Consider the following 20,201-nt stretch of genomic DNA (forward strand, 5'->3'; position numbering starts at 1 on the left):
TCCTTGTTCGCGGCCCGGTCGAGGCACGTGCGCAGACGGTAGGTGTTCCCAGTGTGGCACGCGGCGCCCGGGCGGCCGTGGTCAGGGTGCGCGGCCGGGCACCGGAGGATCGGGCACGATAACTGCCCCATGTCCGCATCGGTGTTGTTCCTGTCGATTGCCCGATTGAATTCCTGTGACCGACACGGGGGCGACCGGTGGCCTGGCCGGCCTTTGACCGAAAGAGCCCGGCCCGAGGCAAAGGGGAAAGAAATAAAGATCGGCAGGCGTGTCGTACGGCCCGTTTCTCTTGCCCTGATGGTTCCGGCTCCGGCTCTCGGAGCGGCGGCGAACGCATTCGCCGACGGCAATGTGTCCTGGCGCAACGCGGCCACCGGGAAATACCCGATGACCGCCCAGGGGCACCTTCGCAATGGTGCTGACCGGAAGTGACGGCAGCGCTGGTCCTGACCGGTGCGCCCCACATGCGCAGGCCCGCGTCCCGGAACCTCCGGGGCGCGGGCCTGCGCCCGTACGGGCGGACCTCAGGCGTTCGCCGGCTCCTCGGCGGCGGTGGCCGCCGGAGCCGGAGCCGGAGCCGGGGCGGGGGAGCGGCGGGCGGTGAGGGCGGTGTACACGAGCCCGCCCGTCAGGCCGGACAGGACGAAGGAGCAGTCCACGCCGCCGGTGAGCGAGAGCAGCGGGCCCTCGTAGAAGGGGGTGGTCACGGCGAGCAGGCCGATGCCCGCGCCGATCGCCCACGAGGCGGTGGCGGCGACGTTCCAGCCGGAGCGGTACCAGTAGATCCCGCCCACCGAGCGGCGGTTGAAGACCTGGAGCGCGTCGGCGTCGTAGCGTCCGCGGCAGCGCACGTACCCGATGAGGGTGATCACGGCCCACGGGGTGCCGATCGCGGTCAGCACCAGCACGAACGAGGTCATCGCGGACTGCACGTCCCACTCGAAGGAGCCGATGAAGACGAAGGCCGTGGAGACCGCCGCGGCGACCAGGGTGGCCGTGGTCCGGGTGGCCCTGGGCACGATGGCGTCGAGGTCGAGGCCCATCGAGTAGAGCATCAGCCCGGCGTTGCCGACCGAGCCGGCCGCGGCGGCGGCGAGCAGCGGGATCAGGTACCAGAAGGGCGAGGCCGCCACCAGCGGGCCGGCGTACTCGGCTCCGGCCCGGGCGGCGAGTGCCGTGTAGGTGCCGAAGAGCTGCGGGATCAGGAGGCCGAAGAGCAGTCCGAACCCGGTGGCCCACAGCACCTTGCGGGAGCTGTGCCGCCGCGGGGAGATGTAACGGGTGTAGTCGCCGAGCAGGGTGATGAAGGCGACCGGGCCGCTGAGCCCGGCGGCGACGGCGGCGAGGATCCAGGTCGGCCAGAAGGAGCCGAGCAGGTACGCCGTGTCCGGCGGGGCCGCGGTGGTGAAGTCCCCGGAGTAGGCGAAGACGCCGATGGCCAGCAGCACCACCATGCCGATGGCCAGGATCTTGCTCATGCGCAGCAGCAGCCGGTAGCCGAAGACGGCGGCGACGACGGTACACGCGGCCAGTACGCCGTACATCAGGCCGCGCGTGGCGCCGGTGTCCGGCAGCCCGGTGAGCCGCGAGAGGACGCCCACCATCACGTCGCCGCCGATCCACAGGGTCAGCGCGGTGTAGCCGAGTGAGAGCAGCAGGCCCACCACCGAGCCCACGAGCCGGCCGCGGACGCCGAACTGCGCGCCGCTGGAGGTCGAGAGATTGGTCGCGGTGCGCAGGGAGACGAGCGCCAGCGGCGCGGTGAAGGCGATGCCGACGAGCGTGCCGGTCACGATGGCGGTGACCGAGGGCCACAGGCCCAGTCCGAAGGACGGGGGCAGCCAGCCGAAGACGATCACACCGAGGCAGAGGTTGGAGCCGAGAAGGATCGAGATCAGGTCACGGGGACCGCTCGTCCGCTCGTCCTCGGGGATGGTGTCGACTCCGCGCTGTTCGATGGGCATGGGGGGACTCCCTTGGCAGGGCGGGGGGTGGTTGCGCTTGGTTTGAGCGACACTCAATGTGACTCAAGGCTTGCCTTCAGGTCAATGATTCCCTCCGAACAAATGAAGAGTTAGAGTGATGCTCTAACCCATCGACTCAAGAGGTGGTGGATCGGCGTGCGGCTGACCCCTACGGAGCGCGACCGGCTGCTGCTCCGCAGCGCTGCGGAGCTGGCCCGGGCCCGGCGGGCTCGTGGCCTGAAACTGAATGTCCCGGAGGCCACCGCGCTGATCGCGGACACGGTCTGCGAGGCGGCGCGCGACGGCAAGCGGCTCGCGGAGGCCATCGAGGAGGCCCGCAGCGTGCTGGGCCCGGGCGATGTCCTGCCGGGCGTCGCCGACGTGGTCGCCGAGGTGCACGTGGAGGCCGTCTTCGACGACGGATCCCGCCTCGCGGTGGTCTCGTCCCCCATCCAGGGCGCGGTCCCGCTCGGCGACGACGCCCCGGGCGCGGTCGTCCCCGGCCCCGGCGCCCCCCAGCCGGAGCCGGTCCTGTACCTGCACGTCCGCAACACCGCCGCCGTGCCGGTGAGTGTGACCTCGCACTTCCACTTCTTCGAGGCGAATCCGCGGCTCGACTTCGACCGCGCCGCGGCCTACGGGATGCGGCTGTGCGTGCCGGCGGGCTCGTCCGTCCGGTTCGACCCCCACGGCGAGGGCGGGGTCGGCCTCGTCCCCATCGGCGGGGACCGGATCGCGATCGGCTTCGCGGGCCTGGTCGACGGGCCCCTGGACGCACCCGGAGCCAAGGACGAGGCCCTGCGCCGCGCGGCGGCCTGCGGCTACCTCGGCGTCACCGCCGAACACGAGGACGGAGACCGGGCGTGAGCAAGAAGATCCCGCACAGCGATCACTGTGCGCCGGGCAGCCGGCACATCGACCCGCACGAGTACGCGTCCGTCTTCGGCCCCCGCGCCGGGGACCGGGTGCGCCTCGGTGACTCGGGGTTGACCGTCCGCGTCGAGCGCGACGCGCAGAGGCCGGGGGATGAGTTCCTGGCGGGTTTCGGGAAGACGGCCCGTGACGGGCTGCACCTGAAGGCCGCCGCGGTGCGTGAGACCTGCGATGTGGTGATCAGCAACGTGCTGGTCATCGACGCCGTGCTCGGGATCCGCAAGGTGTCGATCGGTATCCGCGAGGGCCGGATCCACGCGATCGGCCGGGCCGGCAACCCCGACACCCTCGACGGCGTCGACGTGGTCGTCGGCACCGGCACGACGATCGTGTCCGGCGAGGGCCTGATCGCGACCGCCGGAGCCGTCGACACCCACGTCCACCTGCTCTCCCCGCGGATCATGGAAGCCTCGCTCGCCGCGGGTGTCACCACGATCATCGGCCAGGAGTTCGGCCCCGTCTGGGGCGTCGGTGTCAACTCCCCGTGGGCGCTGAAGCACGCCTTCAACGCCTTCGACGCCTGGCCGGTCAACATCGGATTCCTCGCCCGCGGCTCCTCCTCGGACCCCGCCCCGCTGGTCGAAGCGCTCGCCGAGGGCGGCGCGTCCGGCTTCAAGGTCCACGAGGACATGGGCGCGCACACCCGGGCCCTGGATACGGCGCTGCGGGTGGCCGAGGAGCACGACGTGCAGGTGGCCCTGCACAGTGACGGTCTGAACGAGTGCCTGTCGGTCGAGGACACCCTGCGGGTGCTGGAGGGGCGGACCATCCACGCCTTCCACATCGAGGGCTGCGGCGGCGGGCACGTTCCCAACGTCCTGAAGATGGCGGGCGTCCCGAACGTCATCGGTTCCTCGACCAATCCCACGCTGCCGTTCGGCCGGGACGCGGTCGCCGAGCACTACGGCATGATCGTCTCCGTCCACGACCTCAAGCCCGACCTGCCCGGCGACGCCGCCATGGCCCGCGACCGCATCCGCGCCGGGACGATGGGTGCCGAGGACGTACTCCACGACCTCGGGGCCATCGGCATCACGTCCTCCGACGCGCAGGGCATGGGCCGGGCGGGCGAGACGATCCGCCGCACCTTCGCGATGGCCGCCAAGATGAAGGGCGAGCTCGGCCCGATGGACGGCGACGGCGAGGGCGACGACAACGCCCGCGTCCTGCGCTACATCGCCAAACTCACCATCAACCCGGCCATCGCCCACGGACTCGCCCACGAGATCGGCTCCATCGAAGTCGGCAAACTCGCCGACATCGTGCTCTGGCGCCCGCAGTTCTTCGGCGCCAAGCCCCAGCTCGTACTGAAGGCCGGCTTCCCCGCCTACGGCGTCACCGGCGACCCGAACGCCGCCACCGACACCTGCGAACCGCTGGTCCTCGGACCGCAGTTCGGCGCGCACGGAGCCACGGCCGCCGACATCTCCGTCGCCTTCGTCTCCGCCGCGGCCGCGGCCCTCGGCAGTGACGAGATGCCGACCCGGCGCCGCCGCGTCGCCGTCCGCGGTACCCGGGGGATCGGCCCCAAGGACCTCCTGCTCAACTCCCGGGTGGGCGCGGTCGATGTGGACGCGCGCAGCGGACTGGTCTCCCTCGACGGGGAACCGCTGCGCTCCGAAGCCGCCGAATCGGTCTCCCTCAACCGCCTGTACTTCCTGTAAGTCAGCACAGCCCGTAAGGACCTGCCTGCCATGACCGCCCATCAGCCCGCCAAGCCGGCCGACGCCGGATTCCGGATGCCCGCCGAGTGGACGCCCCACGAGCGCACCTGGATGGCCTGGCCCAGCCCCAACCCGACCTTCACCAACGCGCAGGAGCTCGCCGACGCCCGCGCCGCCTGGGGCGCCGTCGCCCGCGCGGTCCGCGCGTACGAGCCGGTGACCCTCGTGGTCTCGCCCGGCGACGCCGACAGCGCCCGGGCGATCGTCGGCGACGACGTACAGCTGGTCGAGCAGGAGCTCGACGACGCCTGGATGCGCGACATCGGCCCGACCTTCGTCACCAACGACGCCGGCCAGCTCGCCGCCGTCGACTGGACCTTCAACGGCTGGGGCGCCCAGGAGTGGGCCCGCTGGGACCACGACTCGAAGATCGCCCGGCACGTCTCGGACGTCGCCGGCACCCGCACGTACAGCACCGAGCTCGTCAACGAGGGCGGCGCCATCCACGTCGACGGCGAGGGCACCGTGCTGCTCACCGACACCGTTCAGCTGGGCGAGGGCCGCAACCCCGGCTGGACCCGCCAGCAGGTGGAGGCCGAGATCCACGCCCACCTCGGCACCACCAAGGCGATCTGGCTGCCGTACGGCCTGGCCGGCGACTACGGCACCTACGGCACCCAGGGCCACGTCGACATCGTCGCCGCCTTCGCCCGCCCCGGCGTCGTCATGGTCCACACCCAGCCCGACCCGGCCCACCCGGACCACGAGCGCTGCAAGACCATCGCCGCCGTCCTGCGCGCGTCCACCGACGCCCGCGGCCGGCGGCTGGAGGTCGTGGAGATCCCGGCGCCGACCGTGCTGGAGGAGGACGGGGAGTGGGTGGACTACTCGTACATCAACCACTATCTGTGCAACGGCGGTGTCGTGCTGTGCGCGTTCGACGACCCGCGAGACGAGGAGGCCGCCGAGATCTTCCGCGGACTGTTCCCCGAGCGGACCGTGACCCTCGTTGACGCACGTACGATTTTCGCCGGGGGTGGCGGTATCCACTGCATCACCCAGCAGCAGCCGAAGGTCTGATCCGCAGACGACCGGCAGCCGACCGACAAGGAGTGGGTCCATGGTGGCGGGTGGAGTACCGGTACGCGCGGCGCGGAAGAACGCGCCGCCGCGCGAGGACGTACTCGTCGCCGCCATGGCCACGATCGCCGAGCGCGGCCTGGAAGGCCTGACCATGGCCGGACTGGGCCGCGAGGTCGGCATGAGCAGCGGCCACCTCCTCTACTACTTCCGCAGCAAGGACGAGCTCCTGCTGCAGACCCTGGAGTGGAGCGAGGCGGAGCTGGGCGGCGAGCGGCGGGCCCTGCTCGCCCGCCGCGGTCCGGTGAGCGAGCGCCTGCAGGCGTACGTGGACCTGTACGTGCCCACGCGCGCCCGCGACCCGCACTGGACGCTCTGGCTGGAGGTCTGGAACCGCTCCCAGAACGCCGGCCCCCAGGAGCGCGACCGGCAGGCGGCCATCGAGGGCGCCTGGCACCGCGACCTGGTCGCGCTGCTCGCCGAGGGCATCTCGCGCGGGGAGTTCCGCCCGGTGGACGCCGACCGCGCGGCGACCCGGATCCGGGCCCTGCTCGACGGATTCAGCATCCAGCTGGCGGTGGGCCTGCCGACCCTGGACCGCCCGGCGATCCTCACCCACGTGAGGGAGTTCCTGACGGAGACCCTCTCCCCACGCTCCTAGGCCGTCTCTTCCGGATCTTGCCGGGCCCGCGACGCCCGGCACCGCACCTGGCCGCGTTGTCGGGGCACCCGAGTACGTCCAGTACACGGGCGCCCCTCCGCCTTGCCATCTACGGCACCGGACGCCGCGGGCTCGGCCGACAAGATCCGAAAGAGACGGCCTAGGTGTGTTGTCCCGGGACGTTGGTGACACGCGTGCTGGGTACTTGAAATGGGTGAGGGCCTCCGGGTTCGGTGTGGATTGCGACATCTGCACCGATCCGAGGAGGCCCTCGTGCCCCACCGTAACGCCCCGCTGACCGAGACCGGGCGACTGCGCCTGGCCCGCTGTGTCGTGGACGACGGCTGGCCGCTGCGGCGGGCAGCGGAACGTTTCCAGGTCAGCCACACCACCGCCGCCCGCTGGGCCACCCGCTACCGGCAGCTGGGCATCGCCGGAATGAGTGACCGCTCCAGCCGACCGCACCACCAGCCGCGCCGAACACCGGCCGAGGTGGAAGACCAGGTACTGCGTCTGCGGCGTGAACACCGGATCGGGCCGCTACGGCTCGCCGCGCGCTGCGGCATCACACCCTCGACCGCCCACCGCATCCTGATCCGTCACGGCCAGCCACCACTGGCCGCACTCGACCGGGCCACCGGCGAACCCATCCGCCGCTACGAACGCGCCCGCCCCGGCGAACTCGTCCACATCGACGTCAAGAAACTCGGCCGGATCCCCGACGGCGGCGGCCACAAGACCCTCGGCAGAGCCGAAGGACGCCGCAACAAGACCGGTACCGGCTGGGCCTACCTACACACCGCGCTCGACGACCACACCCGCCTCGCCTACACAGAAGACCTGCCCGACGAGACCGCCCCCACCTGCGCCGCGTTCCTGCAGCGGGCGACCGCCTGGTTCGCCTCCCTGGGCATCACCGTCGAGCGGGTCCTGACCGACAACGCCTGGGCCTACAGCAAGAACACCTGGCGCGATACTTGTCGTGACCTGGGGATCAGCCCCAGGCGGACTCGGCCCTGGCGTCCACAGACCAACGGCAAGGTCGAACGCTTCCACCGCACCCTGCTCGACGAATGGGCCTACCGGCAGCCCTACACCTCAGACCATGAGCGCATGGAAGCGTTTACCGACTGGCTGCACTGGTACAACTACCACCGACCCCACACCGGCATCGCAGGCCAAACACCCGCCAGCCGCGGCACCAACCTGTCCGAACAACACACCTAGGCCGTCTCTTCCGGGCCTGGGCCCGGCTCAGCGCCGGGTGGTCACCGTCGCCGTGAACCCGCAGCACTCGAACTTCCGGATCCGGTCTCCCGAGACCTTCGTGATCCGCACCTGGTCCAGCCGTGCGGTGGTGTCGACGGCCGAGGCGATGACCGCGACCCCGCCCCCGCCGCCCCGGACGGTGTCCCTCACCGCGGTGAACGTTCCGTCCTGGAGGGCCAGCCCGAAGTACGTGTTGTCGACCAGGGTGTTGTGGCTGGTCTCCATCGTGCCGAACCCGTAGATGCCGAGCTGGTTGCCGACGAGCCGGTTCTTGGTGACCACGACCCCCGTGTTGGCCAGGATGCCGGCGTGCTGGAACTCGGTGAAGAAATCGGGGCCGCACTCCGGATCCGGCTCGCGGCACGCGTTGTCGCTCACCGTGTTCTTCTCGACCCTGCCGGTCGCCTCGACGAACTCGATCCCGTCGGTGGAGATGGTCTTCTGGCCGGTGACGACGTTGCGGAGCAGCGTGGCCCGCGAGTCCGCGCCGAGGACGACGACGCCGGAGCCCTGATAGTCGGTGATCTCGGAATCCTGGATGGTCGCCGACCCGGCACCGGTGGGAAAGTCCCCGATGAGGATGGAATTGGCGCTCCGGAAGCACGGGGCCATGGGGGTGTCCTTGATATGGGACACCGCCGCGTGGCTCAGCTCCAGATGCGCTCCGCCCAGGACCCGGATGCCCGCTCCGAGGGCACCTGCGTCGCAGGTGCCGGACCCCGGCCCGCTCACCGCGAGCCGTGAGATCGTCACGGACGCCGCGTTGCCGAGGGAGACGATCGAGTTGAGGCCGTCGGAGCCCGTCACCAGGTGCTCGGGAGCCAGGATGGTCGTCTTCCCGGCCCCAGCCCCCGTGATGGTGAGGTCCTTGCCGATCACCACCTGCTCCCGGTAGACGCCGGGGCGCAGCGCGATGCGATCGCGGGGGTGCGCGGCGTCGACCGCGGACTGGACGGTCGGGTAGGCGGCCGAGGGAACCACCAGTTCGCGCGGCTGCGACGCAGCGGACGGGGGCGCGAGGGAGCCGATGGCCACCGAAGCGAGCAGCGTGCCCAGTGCCACCGCGCACCGTGTGCGTAGGGGGTTCATCGCGTTCTCCTCCGAAGGGAAGGCCGGCTGCGCGTGGCCGCTCGGCGCAGTGGGACACACAGCGGCACGACGGGAACAGCCGGTCCGCACGGCGCCACCCGAGCACAGGACGGGCGCCAGGGCCGGGGGCCGTGCCGCAGGCGTGGGCCGTCCGGAGCAGCGGGACCACACGGCCGGTCGTCGCGACGGGCCGGCCCTGATCCGAGCCCCGGGCGTTTCAGCGGTGGGCCGCCCGCGCGTGGGATGCCCGCATGCTGAGATGCCTGTCCATCCGCGGCGGGCGTTGTGGCACACTGCCAGCGTGCCTGCTCAGCTCATGATTATCGCCAGCAGCGCGCCGGTCCCCAGTGGCCGCTGAACCGTGGAAGAACTTCGCGGAAGCGGCCACCGTGCCTCGGACCCGCGCGCAGACCTCTCGCTACCCGCGAGGGGTTTTTTCGTTTCCCGGACCATCCCTGCCGGGACCGGACCGCGCGCGATGATGGGGGCAGTGGATGCCGGGCATATCCGGAACCACTCATCCGACAGGAGTCAGATCAGCATGACGACGACACCAGAGGCGGCAACTGTGCTGTCAGAAGGCCTGGACGACGGCTTCCACGTCTTCGACACCACCCTGCGCGACGGCGCCCAGCGCGAGGGCATCAACCTCACCGTCGCCGACAAGCTGACGATCGCCCGGCATCTGGACGACTTCGGAGTGGGCTTCATCGAGGGCGGCTGGCCCGGCGCCAACCCCCGTGACACCGAGTTCTTCTCCCGTGCCCGCGCGGAGATCACTTTCAAGAACGCCCAGCTGGTCGCCTTCGGCGCGACCCGGCGCGCGGGCGGAGCGGCCGCCCAGGACCCGCAGGTGCGGGCCCTGTTGGAATCCGGCGCCCCGGTCATCACGCTCGTCGCCAAGTCCCACGACCGGCACGTCGAGCTCGCCCTGCGCACCACCCTCGACGAGAACCTGGAGATGGTCCGCGACACCGTCTCCCACCTGGTCGCCCAGGGCCGCCGCGTCTTCGTCGACTGCGAGCACTTCTTCGACGGCTACCGGGCCAACCCGGAGTACGCCAAGTCCGTCGTACGCACCGCCCACGAGGCCGGCGCCGACGTGGTCATCCTCTGCGACACCAACGGCGGCATGCTGCCCGCCCAGGTGACCGCCACCGTCGCCACCGTCCTCGCCGACACCGGCGCCCGCCTGGGCATCCACGCCCAGGACGACACCGGCTGCGCCGTCGCCAACACCCTGGCCGCGGTGGACGCGGGCGCCACCCACGTCCAGTGCACGGCGAACGGGTACGGCGAGCGGGTCGGCAACGCCAACCTCTTCCCCGTCGTCGCCGCCCTGGAGATCAAGTACGGGCGCAAGGTGCTTCCCGACGGGGCGCTCGCCGAGATGACCCGGATCTCGCACGCGATCGCCGAGGTCGTGAACCTCACCCCCTCCACGCACCAGCCCTACGTCGGCGTCTCCGCCTTCGCGCACAAGGCGGGCCTGCACGCCTCGGCCATCAAGGTCGACCCGGACCTCTACCAGCACATCGACCCCGAGCGCGTCGGCAACACCATGCGGATGCTGGTCTCCGACATGGCCGGCCGCGCCTCCATCGAGCTCAAGGGCAAGGAGCTCGGCGTCGACCTCGGCGGGGACCGCGCGCTGATCTCCCGGGTCGTGGAGCGGGTCAAGGCGCGCGAGCTTCAGGGCTACACCTACGAGGCGGCCGACGCCTCCTTCGAGCTGCTGCTGCGCGCCGAGGCCGAGGGCCGCGCCCGCAAGTACTTCCGCATCGAGTCGTGGCGGGCCATCATCGAGGACCGCCCGGACGGCACCCACGCCAACGAGGCCACGGTCAAGCTGTGGGCCAAGGGCGAGCGGATCGTCGCCACGGCGGAGGGCAACGGCCCGGTCAACGCGCTGGACCGCGCGCTGCGGGTGGCGCTGGAGCGGTTCTACCCGCAGCTCGCCAAGTTCGAGCTCGTCGACTACAAGGTCCGCATCCTGGAGGGCACGCACGGCACGGAGTCCACGACCCGCGTGCTGGTCGCCACGACGGACGGCGAACGCGAGTGGTCCACGGTCGGCGTGGCCCCGAACGTGATCGCGGCGTCCTGGCAGGCCCTGGAGGACGCGTTCACCTACGGCCTGCTGCACGCGGGCGTCGAACCCGCCGAGTAGCCCGCCGGACTCCCGCCCGGCAAGGCCCTTATGTCCAGCTCACACGGGAAAGTATCGGTTCCGGTAGCGTCATGGATATGAGGACCAGGCTGATATCCGTGCGCTTCGGACCGCTGCTCTCCGGTCTGCTGCTGGCGCTGGCGACGACCGCCCTCGTCGCCGCGCCGCCGGCTTCGGCGGCCGAGGGGGTCGCCGCCGTGGGGGAGGCCCTCGAGAAGGGCCCGGTCTACGTCGCCCCCGGGGCCGAGGCGCAGTTGTCCACGGTCCAGGCGGACGCGCTCGCGAAGAAGATCAAGGACGCCGGGAAGCCGGTGTTCGTGGCCGTGCTGCCGGCCACCGCCGAGTTCCCCGCCGACAAGGTGCTCGGCGCGGTCCGGGCCGAGACCGGGATCACCGGGCTCTACGCGATCCGGCTCGGTGACGGCTTCGACGCCGGCGCCGACAAGGCGGTCATGCCGCGCAACGCCGTACGCAACCTCACCGAGGCCGTGAAGACCGGCGCACCGGTGAACGCGAACACGCAGCTCAACAACTTCGTGGACCAGGCCCTGACCCAGGTCGGGGGCAGCGCCCCCGCCTCCTGGGGCACGACCGGAGCCGACCGGAGCGCCCCGGTCGGCGGACTGATCGCCCTCGGCGCGGTGGCCGTGGTGGGCGGCGGCGGTGCGTACGCGCTGGTCCGCCGCAACCGGAAGAAGAAGGAGGAGGCCCGGCGCGAGGCCATCGCCCGGCTGAGCGTGGTCGTCGACGAGGACATCACGGCCTTCGGTGAGGAGCTCGAACGGCTCGACTTCCACCCCGGCGAGCCCGGCGCCGACGACGCCATGCGGGGGGACTACGAGCAGGGGCTCGACTCGTACGAGAAGGCCAAGCAGATCATGGCCTCGGTCCAGCGGCCCGACGAGGTCAAGGGCGTCACCCAGGCGCTGGAGGACGGCCGCTTCGCGTTGGCCACCCTCGACGCGCGCCGGCAGGGCAGGCCGCTTCCCGAACGCCGCTCGCCCTGCTTCTTCGACCCGCGCCACGGGCCGAGCACCGAGGACGCCGCCTGGGCTCCGGCCGGCGGGGCGGCTCGTACCGTGCCGGTCTGCACGGCGGACGCCGTACGGCTGCGCGACGGCCTGGACCCGGCGGTCCGCACGGTCGATACCGAGCGCGGGCCGCGGCCGTACTACGACGCCGGCCCGGCGTACGGTCCCTGGGCCGGCGGGTACTTCGGCGGCGGCATCCTGCCCGGCCTGCTGGTGGGCACGATGCTCGGTTCGATGATGTCCAGCCCCGCCTACGCCTCGGACTTCGGCGGCGGCATGGGCAGCGGCTTCGAGGGCGGGGACGTCTCCGGGGCCGGCTTCGACCCGTCCGACTTCGGCGGCGGGGACTTCGGCGGCGGAGGGTTCGACGGGGGCGGCGGCTTCGACGGCGGGGGCGGCTTCTAGGGGGCCGCCCCCGGTTCCGGGAGTCCGGGGAGCCCGTCCGTCAGGCCTGCTTGATGGCCGAGATGTCGAAGGTCAGCTTCACCTTGTCGCTGACCATCACACCGCCGGCCTCCAGGGCGGCGTTCCACGTCAGGCCCCAGTCGGAGCGCAGGATCTCGGTGGATCCCTCGAAGCCGACGCGCTCGTTGCCGTACGGGTCGGTGGCCGAGCCGTTGAACTCCAGGTCGATGGAGAGCGGGCGGGTGACGTCCTTGATGGTCAGCTCACCGGTGATGCGGTAGGTGTCCCCGCCGAGCTGACGCGCCTCGGTGGAGCGGAAGGTCATCAGCGGGAAGGCCTCGGCGTCGAAGAAGTCCCCGCTGCGCAGGTGGCCGTCGCGGTCGGCGATGCCGGTGTCGACGGAGGCGATCTTCACGTCGATGGAGGCGGTGGAGCGGGACGGGTCGGCGCCGTCCAGGTGCAGGCTCCCCTCGTGCTCGGTGAAGGCTCCGCGGACGTTGGTGACCATGGCGTGGCGGACGGTGAAGCCGATGCTGCTGTGGGCGGGGTCGATGACGTAGTCCCCGGTGAGCGCGGCGAGCGCCGGGTCCACTTCCAGGGTGGCGACGGCGCCGTCCCGGACGTTCACGTTCTGGCTGCGGCGGGTGAAGAGACCCATGACTTGCTCCTCGGTGGTGTACTGCTCGGTCTGAAGAATCTGTTGAATCTTCAACGACTTCAACGGGAACGACGCTAGACCTATTCCGTTCAAATTTCAACATCTAGGCGGGGTGTCAGGTCATTTTGTGAAGGTCCCACAACGGGCGAGCGCCTCGTCTGGCGGAGTCCCTACATCCACTGGGCGTACTGTGCGGGCCGGACAGCGGAAGTCTTCCGAGACTGTGAGGAATGAACGGAGGTTTTTCATCGCGATCTTCGTAAGGTCGGTACATGACCGTTGTGGACCAGACCCCGAGCGAGCCGACGGACGCCCGTGGGCGCGTGGCCGAGCTGCACTCCCTGCGCGAGCAGGCGAGGCGCGGCCCCAGCGACCGCGCGACCGAGACCCAGCACGCCAAGGGCAAGCTGACCGCCCGTGAGCGCATCGCGCTGCTGCTCGACGAAGGTTCCTTCCGGGAGGTCGAGCAGCTCCGCCGCCACCGGGCGACCGGGTTCGGCCTGGAGAACAAGAAGCCCTACACCGACGGTGTCATCACCGGCTGGGGCACGGTCGAGGGCCGCACGGTCTTCGTCTACGCGCACGACTTCCGCATCTTCGGCGGCGCCCTGGGCGAGGCCCACGCCACGAAGATCCACAAGATCATGGACATGGCCATCGCGGCCGGTGCCCCGCTGGTCTCCCTGAACGACGGCGCCGGCGCCCGTATCCAGGAGGGCGTCTCGGCGCTGGCCGGCTACGGCGGCATCTTCCAGCGCAACACCAAGGCCTCGGGCGTCATCCCGCAGATCTCGGTCATGCTGGGCCCCTGCGCCGGTGGCGCCGCCTACTCCCCGGCCCTCACGGACTTCGTGTTCATGGTCCGGGAGACCTCGCAGATGTTCATCACCGGCCCGGACGTGGTCCGCGCGGTGACCGGCGAGGAGATCACCCAGAACGGCCTCGGCGGCGCCGACGTGCACGCCGAGACCTCCGGCGTCGCGCACTTCGCGTACGACGACGAGGAGACCTGCATCTCCGAGGTCCGGTACCTCATCTCGATGCTGCCCTCCAACAACCGCGAGAACCCGCCCGTCCACGAGACGAGCGACCCCGCGGACCGCCGCAGCGAAGTCCTGCTGGACCTGGTCCCCGCGGACGGCAACCGCCCGTACGACATGCTCAAGGTCATCGAGGAGCTCGTCGACGACGGCGACGTCCTGGAGATCCACGAGCGGTGGGCCCGCAACATCATCTGCGCCCTGGCCCGGCTGAACGGCCAGGTCGTCGGCATCGTCGCCAACCAGCCCGGCCACCTCGCCGGTGTCCTGGACATCGAGGCCTCCGAGAAGGCCGCGCGCTTCGTCCAGATGTGCGACGCCTTCAACATCCCGATCATCACCCTGCTGGACGTCCCCGGCTTCCTGCCGGGCGTCGACCAGGAGCACGGCGGCATCATCCGCCACGGCGCCAAGCTGCTGTACGCGTACTGCAACGCCACCGTCCCGCGGATCTCGCTGATCCTGCGCAAGGCCTACGGCGGCGCGTACATCGTCATGGACTCCCAGTCCATCGGTGCCGACATCACCTACGCCTGGCCGACCAACGAGATCGCCGTGATGGGCGCCGAGGGCGCGGCCAACGTCATCTTCCGCAAGCAGATCGCGGACGCCGAGGACCCCGAGGCCATGCGCGTCCGCATGGTCAAGGAGTACAAGGCCGAACTGATGCACCCGTACTACGCGGCCGAGCGCGGCCTCGTCGACGACGTCATCGACCCCGCCGAGACCCGCGAGGTGCTCGTCAGCGCCCTCGCGATGCTCCGCAACAAGCACGCCGATCTGCCGTCCCGCAAGCACGGCAACCCGCCGCAGTAACCGCGAAGGAGACCTGCCACCACATGACCACCGCCACTGACACCCTGCTGCGCGTCGAAAAGGGCAACGCCCGGCCCGAGGAGCTGGCCGCGATCACTGCGATCCTGCTCGCCCGCGCCGCAGCCACGCCCGAGGAGACCCCGGCGCGCGTGCCCGGCCAGGCCGGCTGGCGCCGCCTGGAGCGCACGCCCGGCTTCCGCGCCCCGCACAGCTGGCAGGGCTGAGTTCCCGAGCCCAGAAGGCCCCGCACCCATCAGGGTGCGGGGCCTTCCTCGTACCACCGCCCAGGACGGCGGCCGCACGGGGCCCCTGAGGCGCGCGGGAGGCCGAGAAGCCGTCCCCGGGACCCCGCCCATGGCGAAGGCCCCCGCGTCGTGTGACACAGGGGCCTGTCGGGTGCGGCGGGGCTGCTACCGCAGGCGCGCCATCAGCGCGTGCTCGACGAGCGTGATGAGCGCGCTCTTGGCGTCCGCGCGGTGGCGGGCGTCGGTGGTGATGATCGGGGCGTCCGGGCCGATCTGCAGGGCCTCGCGGACTTCCTCCGGCGTGTAGGGCTGGTGTCCGTCGAAGCCGTTGAGGGCGATGACGAACGGCAGGCCGCTGTTCTCGAAGTAGTCGACGGCGGGGAAGCAGTCGGCGAGACGGCGGGTGTCCACGAGCACGACGGCGCCGATGGCGCCGCGGACGAGGTCGTCCCACATGAACCAGAAGCGGTCCTGGCCCGGGGTACCGAAGAGGTACAGGATCAGGTCCTGGTCGAGCGTGATGCGGCCGAAGTCCATGGCGACCGTGGTCGTCGTCTTGTCACCGGTGTGGGTGAGGTCGTCGATCCCGGCCGAGGCGCTGGTCATCACGGCTTCGGTGCGCAGCGGGTTGATCTCGGAGACCGCGCCGACGAACGTGGTCTTGCCCACGCCGAAGCCGCCCGCCACCACGATCTTCGCGGAGGTGGTGGAGCGGGGAGCCGCTCCGCCGTTAGAGCTTGCGAAGTCCACTGAGCACCCTTTCGAGCAGTGTCACGTCTGGCTGGCCACCGGCAGACTCGTCGCCGCCGGGCTGGTGAATGGCGACAAGGCCCGCCTCCGCCAGGTCGGCGACGAGGATGCGGGCGACACCAAGAGGAATGGAGAGAAGTGCCGAGATCTCCGCTACGGATTTGATCTCCTGGCACAGGCGGCAGATGCGCTGGTGCTCGGGCAACTGCCCTTGCAGACGCGCGGGATCCGCCGTGGTACTGACCAGCGCCTCGATGGCGAGCTGGTAGCGCGGCCGAGTACGGCCGCCGGTCATCGCGTACGGACGCACCAGTGGGTTGTGAGCCTTCGGAGCAGGCTGGCGCGCGGCGCGCGGCGGCTGCTGCGGAGGCATCTGGGGCTGTCCGTACTGCTGCTGCTGGTAGGGATTCTGCTCCGGCACGGGCCGGCTCGGTGCCGAGGGAAAGTTGAAGCGGTTCTGGTCGTGCCCACCCTGCGGCTGCTGCGCGCCGCCATAAGGATGTCCTCCGGGTGTTGTCACGTTTCCTCCTCCGACTCCAAGAACGCAGTACTCCCTGTGGAACCGCGCCACCGCACCCTATGGTGCGATGGCGCGAAACGCACTGCCTGTCTGCTAGTTGAGAAGACTTCCTTGCAGCTCGGCACGCAGATCCGGAGTGAGGACACTGCCCGCGCGATCCACCAGAAGAGCCATCTCGTAGCCCACGAGGCCGATGTCGCACTCCGGGTGCGCGAGCACCGCGAGGGACGATCCGTCGGAGACGGACATGAGGAAGAGGAATCCCCGGTCCATCTCGACCACGGTCTGGTTGACGGCGCCACCCTCGAAGATGCGAGAGGCACCGGCGGTCAGCGAGGTCAGTCCGGAGGCCACGGCCGCCAGCTGATCGGCGCGGTCGCGCGGAAATCCGTCGGACATCGCCAGAAGAAGGCCGTCGGCGGAGACCACCACCGTGTGCGACACCCCAGGGGTGTTGTCCACGAAGTTGGTGATCAACCAGTTCAGGTTCTGTGCCGCCTGGCTCATCGGGCTCACACTAACGCTCCTGGTCATAGCTGTTACTTGACTGCTCAGAACCCGCGCTGCGTCCTTGCTGGACACCGCGCCGCAGGTTGCTCAACCTGCCGCGGACGTCCTCCGGAGCGCGGGAGACCTGGGGGCCGCCCTGCGGGGTCGTCTCCGCTGCGCCCTCGACCAGGTTGGCCTTGGGCACTCGCCGAGGGAGACCGGACGGGGTGATCCCGCCCGCCTTCGGCTCACGGAGCTTTCCGGCCTGCTGCCAGCGTTCGTCGTTGCGCGAACGCCAGGCGGCGGTGCCTTCAGTTTCCTCCGGCGCCTGCTCCGTCACGGCGGGCTGCTGCTGACGCGGCGACCGCTGTTCGAAGAGGGATCCGGTGGACTCCGCTTCCTGCTTCCCGGACGGCCACTGCTGCTGGCTGCCGCGTCGCGGCAGGCCCGCTCCGGTCATCGCGTGACCGGTGTCGGCAGCGGCACCCGGACGGTCGAAGCCTACGCGCTCCGGAGCCGGTTCGGGGACGGCCTGGGATTCCGATTCAGTCCCGTAATCCTGCTGGTAGGCAGCCGGATACGTGTTCTGTTCGGGCCATTCGGCCTGCGCCTGCCCGGCTTCGAAACCATTGTCGTAGCCCTGGGTGGCCGGCTGCTGGTCCGGGTAACCGTCTTCCGTATAGCCGTAGTCCTGCTGCGGGTACGCCTCGTAGCCCTGCTGCGCCTGCTGTGCCTCGTAGGAGGTGTCGTAGGCCTGCTCGGACTGCTGCTCGTAGCCCTGGTACTCCTGGTACCCGTGCTCCGGCTGAGGTTCCGGATAGTCCTGGGCGGGGTACTGCTGCTGTTCCTGCGGGTAACCCACCTGGGCCGCCAGCGCGGCCCGGCGCTCCTGCTGGCCCAGGGACCGGCCGACCGGGTCGGCAGGGGGGCCGTCAGGGCTCTGCTGGTCGTACCGCGAGTCGTCGAAGCCGAGCTCGGCGGCCGTGCGCAGCGGGGCGGCCTGCTGGGCCTGCTGCTCCGGGATGATCTGCGAGACCGTGAAGTCGTCGTCCGGGATGCCCTCGCCACCGCCACCGTGGGTGATGGCGTCGGGGAGCATGACCAGCGAGGTGGTGCCGGCGGCCTCGCCCGAGGGGCGCAGCTGGACGCGGATGCTGTGGCGGTCCGCCAGCCGGCCGACCACGAACAGACCCATGCGCTGCGAGATCGCGGCGTCCACGGTCGGCGGGTTGGCCAGCTTGTGGTTGATGTCCGCGAAGTCCTCGGCGGTGAGGCCGATGCCCTTGTCGTGGATCTCGACCATCACGCGGCCGTCGGGCAGACGCGTGGCGTTGACGCGGACCTTGGTCTGCGGGGAGGAGAACGTGGTGGCGTTCTCCAGGAGCTCGGCGAGCAGGTGCACGAGGTCGGTCACGGCCTGGCCGTGGATCTCGGCCTCCGAGACGCCGGAGAGCTCGATGCGCTCGTACTGCTCCACCTCGGAGGAGGCGGCGCGCAGCACGTCGACCAGCGGGACCGGCTGGTCCCAGCGGCGGCCCGGCTCCTCGCCCGCGAGGATGAGGAGGTTCTCGCCGTTGCGGCGCATACGGGTGGCCAGGTGGTCCAGGCGGAAGAGGTTCTCCAGCTGGTCCGGGTCCGCCTCGTTGTTCTCCAGGTCGGTGATGAGGGTCAGCTGGCCCTCGATCAGCGACTGGTTGCGCATGGAGAGGTTGGTGAAGATCGCGTTGACGTTCCCTCGCAGGAGCGCCTGCTCGGCCGCGAGCCGTACCGCTTCCCGGTGGACCTGGTCGAAGGCGCGGGCGACCTCGCCGATCTCGTCCTGGGAGTCGATGGGGATCGGGAGGACACGGGTGTCCACCTTGCCGGGATCGGTGCGCGAGAGCTGGTCGACGAGCATCGGCAGGCGCTGCTCGGCGATGTCGAAGGCGGCGGTGCGCAGGCGGGCCATCGCGCGGCCCATCTGGCGGGCCATCATGCCGGCGAGGATGAAGGCGGCGAGCAGGGCCACGACGACGATGGCGCCGTTGACGATCGCGTCGGTGCGGGCGTCGTCGGAGACCGCGACGGCGTCCTTGACGGCCTTGTCGAGGAGTTCCTTCTCGACCTCGTCGTACCCGTCGAACTTCGCGGTGGCGGCGGCCTGCCAGAAGGCGGGGGTCGCGCCGGTCTCGGAAAGCTTCTTCTTGCTCTCGCTGTTGGCGATCGCCTCGGTCATGCCGAGGAGCGGCGAGTTGTTGACCGTGGGCGGCGGCTGGAAGCGGACACCGGCCTGCTCGGCCTGGTGCTTCGCGTCGGCGATCTTGGCCTGGCCCTCTTCGGACTTCTTGGCCATGACCGCCTTGAGGCGGTTCACGTCGTCCTCGGTACCCGCCGCGACGTACTCGCCGATGGCGATCTCTTCGAGGTAGGCGTAGGAGGAGAAGGCGACGAGCTGGGCCTTGCGGGTGTTCTCGTCGTTGCTCGGGCGCACCAGCAGGTGCGTACCGACGGCGCGCTGCAGCGAGTTCGCCGCCTTGGCCAGCTGGATCGCGTAGACCATGCGGCCGTACGAGGTCACGTTGCCGGTGCCGAGGCCGAGCTCGTTGGCGAACTGCATGAGGTAGTGCTGGACCAGCACATAGCCCTCTTCGGTCGGGATGGGGCCGGCCGTCCTGGGCAGATCCTTCTTCGGGCTCTCCAGCGCCGCCACGTACGCCTTCTCGCGTACGGCGTCCAGCTTGGGCTCCTCCGCGCGGAAGAGGTCCAGGCGCCGCTCCAGGCCGAGGTTCTTCGGCATGTCCTTGACGGCCTTGTCGAACCTCTCCTTGGCCGCGGTGGTGTCCGCGTAGGCCTTGAGAACCTTCGGGTCCTTCGTCTGGCCGTTCAGGAGGGGCTCGGCGGTCAGGTCACGCTCGTTGAGCAGTGCCTGGCTGTAGCCCGAGGCCGCCTGGACGACCGTGGCTATCTTCTCGGCGTCCTTGGCCTCGTTCCAGGTGTCGATCGAGCCCTTCACCTGGAAGCCGCCCATGACCAGGCCCACGAGGGCCGGCACGAGCAGGATGGCGTTCAGACGGGTCGGCACACGCCAGTTGCGGGGCGAGAACCTGCTGCTGCTCCCGCTGCTCGCGGGCGGGTCCACGGGCACGTCGACGGGCGACGCGGCCGCTCGCGGCGGCGGGGTGAAGTTGCCGCGCGCGGGTTCATCCGCGGGGCTTGCGATGCTTCGCCTCACTCGACCAACAACCTCTCGGCGGTGCTACTAGCTAGTTCGTTGAATTCCAGCACGGTTAACGGCCGTGTTCCAAACAGTTGAAACCGGCCACACCCAGAAGCTTATGCCCTACATAAACCGGACATAAAGAGCGTCCTGCGGCAAAAACGGGGGCAGTTGTGCGCGTAGTGGTACCAGGCGACCGCACCCCGTTGCCAAGTGGCTGC

General features: G+C 70.4%; 16 protein-coding genes. 9 read left to right on the forward strand and 7 right to left on the reverse strand.

What is annotated here, in order from left to right:
• Nucleotides 1-524: 524 nt before the first annotated feature.
• A complete protein-coding gene (locus JYK04_RS29475) occupies nucleotides 525-1,964 on the reverse strand; it encodes a cytosine permease (RefSeq protein WP_189742816.1) in 1,440 nt (479 codons plus the stop codon).
• 156 nt (nucleotides 1,965-2,120) lie between these two features.
• On the opposite strand from JYK04_RS29475, the gene ureA reads away from it, so the two are divergent.
• From ureA to JYK04_RS29500, 5 genes are all read left to right on the forward strand, one after another.
• A complete protein-coding gene (ureA, locus tag JYK04_RS29480) occupies nucleotides 2,121-2,831 on the forward strand; it encodes an urease subunit gamma (RefSeq protein ID WP_189742813.1) in 711 nt (236 codons plus the stop codon).
• A 47-nt stretch (nucleotides 2,832-2,878) separates the two neighbouring features.
• Entirely contained in the window at nucleotides 2,879-4,561 is a 1,683-nt protein-coding gene (locus JYK04_RS29485; RefSeq protein WP_202185987.1) for an urease subunit alpha, read from the forward strand.
• Nucleotides 4,562-4,591: 30 nt separating this feature from the next.
• On the forward strand, nucleotides 4,592-5,641 hold the full coding sequence (locus JYK04_RS29490; protein ID WP_229876982.1) for an agmatine deiminase family protein: 1,050 nt from the start codon (nucleotides 4,592-4,594) through the stop codon (nucleotides 5,639-5,641).
• Nucleotides 5,642-5,681: 40 nt separating this feature from the next.
• The gene (locus JYK04_RS29495; protein WP_189748708.1) at nucleotides 5,682-6,302 is read left to right on the forward strand and encodes a TetR/AcrR family transcriptional regulator; all 621 of its coding nucleotides are present in this window, start codon (nucleotides 5,682-5,684) and stop codon (nucleotides 6,300-6,302) included.
• 273 nt (nucleotides 6,303-6,575) lie between these two features.
• Nucleotides 6,576-7,529, forward strand: coding sequence for an IS481 family transposase (locus tag JYK04_RS29500; protein WP_189748766.1), 954 nt, complete (start codon nucleotides 6,576-6,578; stop codon nucleotides 7,527-7,529).
• A 27-nt stretch (nucleotides 7,530-7,556) separates the two neighbouring features.
• Here JYK04_RS29500 and JYK04_RS29505 read toward each other — a convergent pair whose 3' ends face one another.
• Nucleotides 7,557-8,660, reverse strand: coding sequence for a right-handed parallel beta-helix repeat-containing protein (locus JYK04_RS29505; protein WP_189748613.1), 1,104 nt, complete (start codon nucleotides 8,658-8,660; stop codon nucleotides 7,557-7,559).
• Nucleotides 8,661-9,201: 541 nt separating this feature from the next.
• Between JYK04_RS29505 and cimA the strand changes: the two genes are divergently transcribed.
• Together cimA and JYK04_RS29515 are read left to right on the forward strand one after the other, a co-directional pair.
• A complete protein-coding gene (cimA, locus tag JYK04_RS29510) occupies nucleotides 9,202-10,830 on the forward strand; it encodes a citramalate synthase (RefSeq protein ID WP_189748610.1) in 1,629 nt (542 codons plus the stop codon).
• A 77-nt stretch (nucleotides 10,831-10,907) separates the two neighbouring features.
• Nucleotides 10,908-12,266, forward strand: coding sequence for a hypothetical protein (locus JYK04_RS29515; RefSeq protein WP_189748608.1), 1,359 nt, complete (start codon nucleotides 10,908-10,910; stop codon nucleotides 12,264-12,266).
• 40 nt (nucleotides 12,267-12,306) lie between these two features.
• Here the strand turns inward: JYK04_RS29515 and JYK04_RS29520 are convergent, their stop codons facing one another.
• Complete coding sequence (locus tag JYK04_RS29520; RefSeq protein WP_189748606.1) at nucleotides 12,307-12,924, reverse strand: YceI family protein; 618 nt, start codon at nucleotides 12,922-12,924, stop codon at nucleotides 12,307-12,309.
• A 272-nt stretch (nucleotides 12,925-13,196) separates the two neighbouring features.
• On the opposite strand from JYK04_RS29520, the gene JYK04_RS29525 reads away from it, so the two are divergent.
• Together JYK04_RS29525 and JYK04_RS29530 are read left to right on the forward strand one after the other, a co-directional pair.
• On the forward strand, nucleotides 13,197-14,780 hold the full coding sequence (locus JYK04_RS29525; protein WP_202185915.1) for an acyl-CoA carboxylase subunit beta: 1,584 nt from the start codon (nucleotides 13,197-13,199) through the stop codon (nucleotides 14,778-14,780).
• A gap of 23 nt (nucleotides 14,781-14,803) precedes the next feature.
• Complete coding sequence (locus JYK04_RS29530) at nucleotides 14,804-15,004, forward strand: acyl-CoA carboxylase subunit epsilon (protein WP_189748744.1); 201 nt, start codon at nucleotides 14,804-14,806, stop codon at nucleotides 15,002-15,004.
• Between the two features lie 186 nt (nucleotides 15,005-15,190).
• Here JYK04_RS29530 and JYK04_RS29535 read toward each other — a convergent pair whose 3' ends face one another.
• From JYK04_RS29535 to JYK04_RS29550, 4 genes are all read right to left on the reverse strand, one after another.
• Nucleotides 15,191-15,775 carry a GTP-binding protein gene (locus JYK04_RS29535; RefSeq protein ID WP_007266770.1) on the reverse strand — a complete coding sequence of 195 codons (585 nt, stop codon included), beginning with the start codon at nucleotides 15,773-15,775 and terminating at the stop codon, nucleotides 15,191-15,193.
• On the reverse strand, nucleotides 15,756-16,295 hold the full coding sequence (locus JYK04_RS29540) for a DUF742 domain-containing protein (RefSeq protein ID WP_189748657.1): 540 nt from the start codon (nucleotides 16,293-16,295) through the stop codon (nucleotides 15,756-15,758). The genes JYK04_RS29535 and JYK04_RS29540 overlap by 20 nt, the downstream gene beginning before the upstream one ends.
• A gap of 93 nt (nucleotides 16,296-16,388) precedes the next feature.
• On the reverse strand, nucleotides 16,389-16,802 hold the full coding sequence (locus JYK04_RS29545; RefSeq protein WP_030037347.1) for a roadblock/LC7 domain-containing protein: 414 nt from the start codon (nucleotides 16,800-16,802) through the stop codon (nucleotides 16,389-16,391).
• Between the two features lie 10 nt (nucleotides 16,803-16,812).
• Nucleotides 16,813-19,995, reverse strand: coding sequence for a sensor histidine kinase (locus JYK04_RS29550; protein ID WP_189748659.1), 3,183 nt, complete (start codon nucleotides 19,993-19,995; stop codon nucleotides 16,813-16,815).
• Nucleotides 19,996-20,201 lie beyond the last annotated feature (206 nt).

This window comes from Streptomyces nojiriensis (assembly GCF_017639205.1).
GTDB classification, from domain to species: domain Bacteria; phylum Actinomycetota; class Actinomycetes; order Streptomycetales; family Streptomycetaceae; genus Streptomyces; species Streptomyces nojiriensis.

Bases quoted from the DNA above. Each gene is read 5' to 3' on its own strand.
- JYK04_RS29545 (WP_030037347.1), bottom strand. From the start codon at position 16,802: ATGAGCCAGGCGGCACAGAACCTGAACTGGTTGATCACCAACTTCGTG.
- cimA (WP_189748610.1), top strand. From the start codon at position 9,202: ATGACGACGACACCAGAGGCGGCAACTGTGCTGTCAGAAGGCCTGGAC.
- JYK04_RS29520 (WP_189748606.1), bottom strand. From the start codon at position 12,924: ATGGGTCTCTTCACCCGCCGCAGCCAGAACGTGAACGTCCGGGACGGC.
- JYK04_RS29515 (WP_189748608.1), top strand. From the start codon at position 10,908: ATGAGGACCAGGCTGATATCCGTGCGCTTCGGACCGCTGCTCTCCGGT.
- JYK04_RS29495 (WP_189748708.1), top strand. From the start codon at position 5,682: ATGGTGGCGGGTGGAGTACCGGTACGCGCGGCGCGGAAGAACGCGCCG.
- JYK04_RS29530 (WP_189748744.1), top strand. From the start codon at position 14,804: ATGACCACCGCCACTGACACCCTGCTGCGCGTCGAAAAGGGCAACGCC.
- JYK04_RS29475 (WP_189742816.1), bottom strand. From the start codon at position 1,964: ATGCCCATCGAACAGCGCGGAGTCGACACCATCCCCGAGGACGAGCGG.
- JYK04_RS29490 (WP_229876982.1), top strand. From the start codon at position 4,592: ATGACCGCCCATCAGCCCGCCAAGCCGGCCGACGCCGGATTCCGGATG.
- JYK04_RS29505 (WP_189748613.1), bottom strand. From the start codon at position 8,660: ATGAACCCCCTACGCACACGGTGCGCGGTGGCACTGGGCACGCTGCTC.
- JYK04_RS29525 (WP_202185915.1), top strand. From the start codon at position 13,197: ATGACCGTTGTGGACCAGACCCCGAGCGAGCCGACGGACGCCCGTGGG.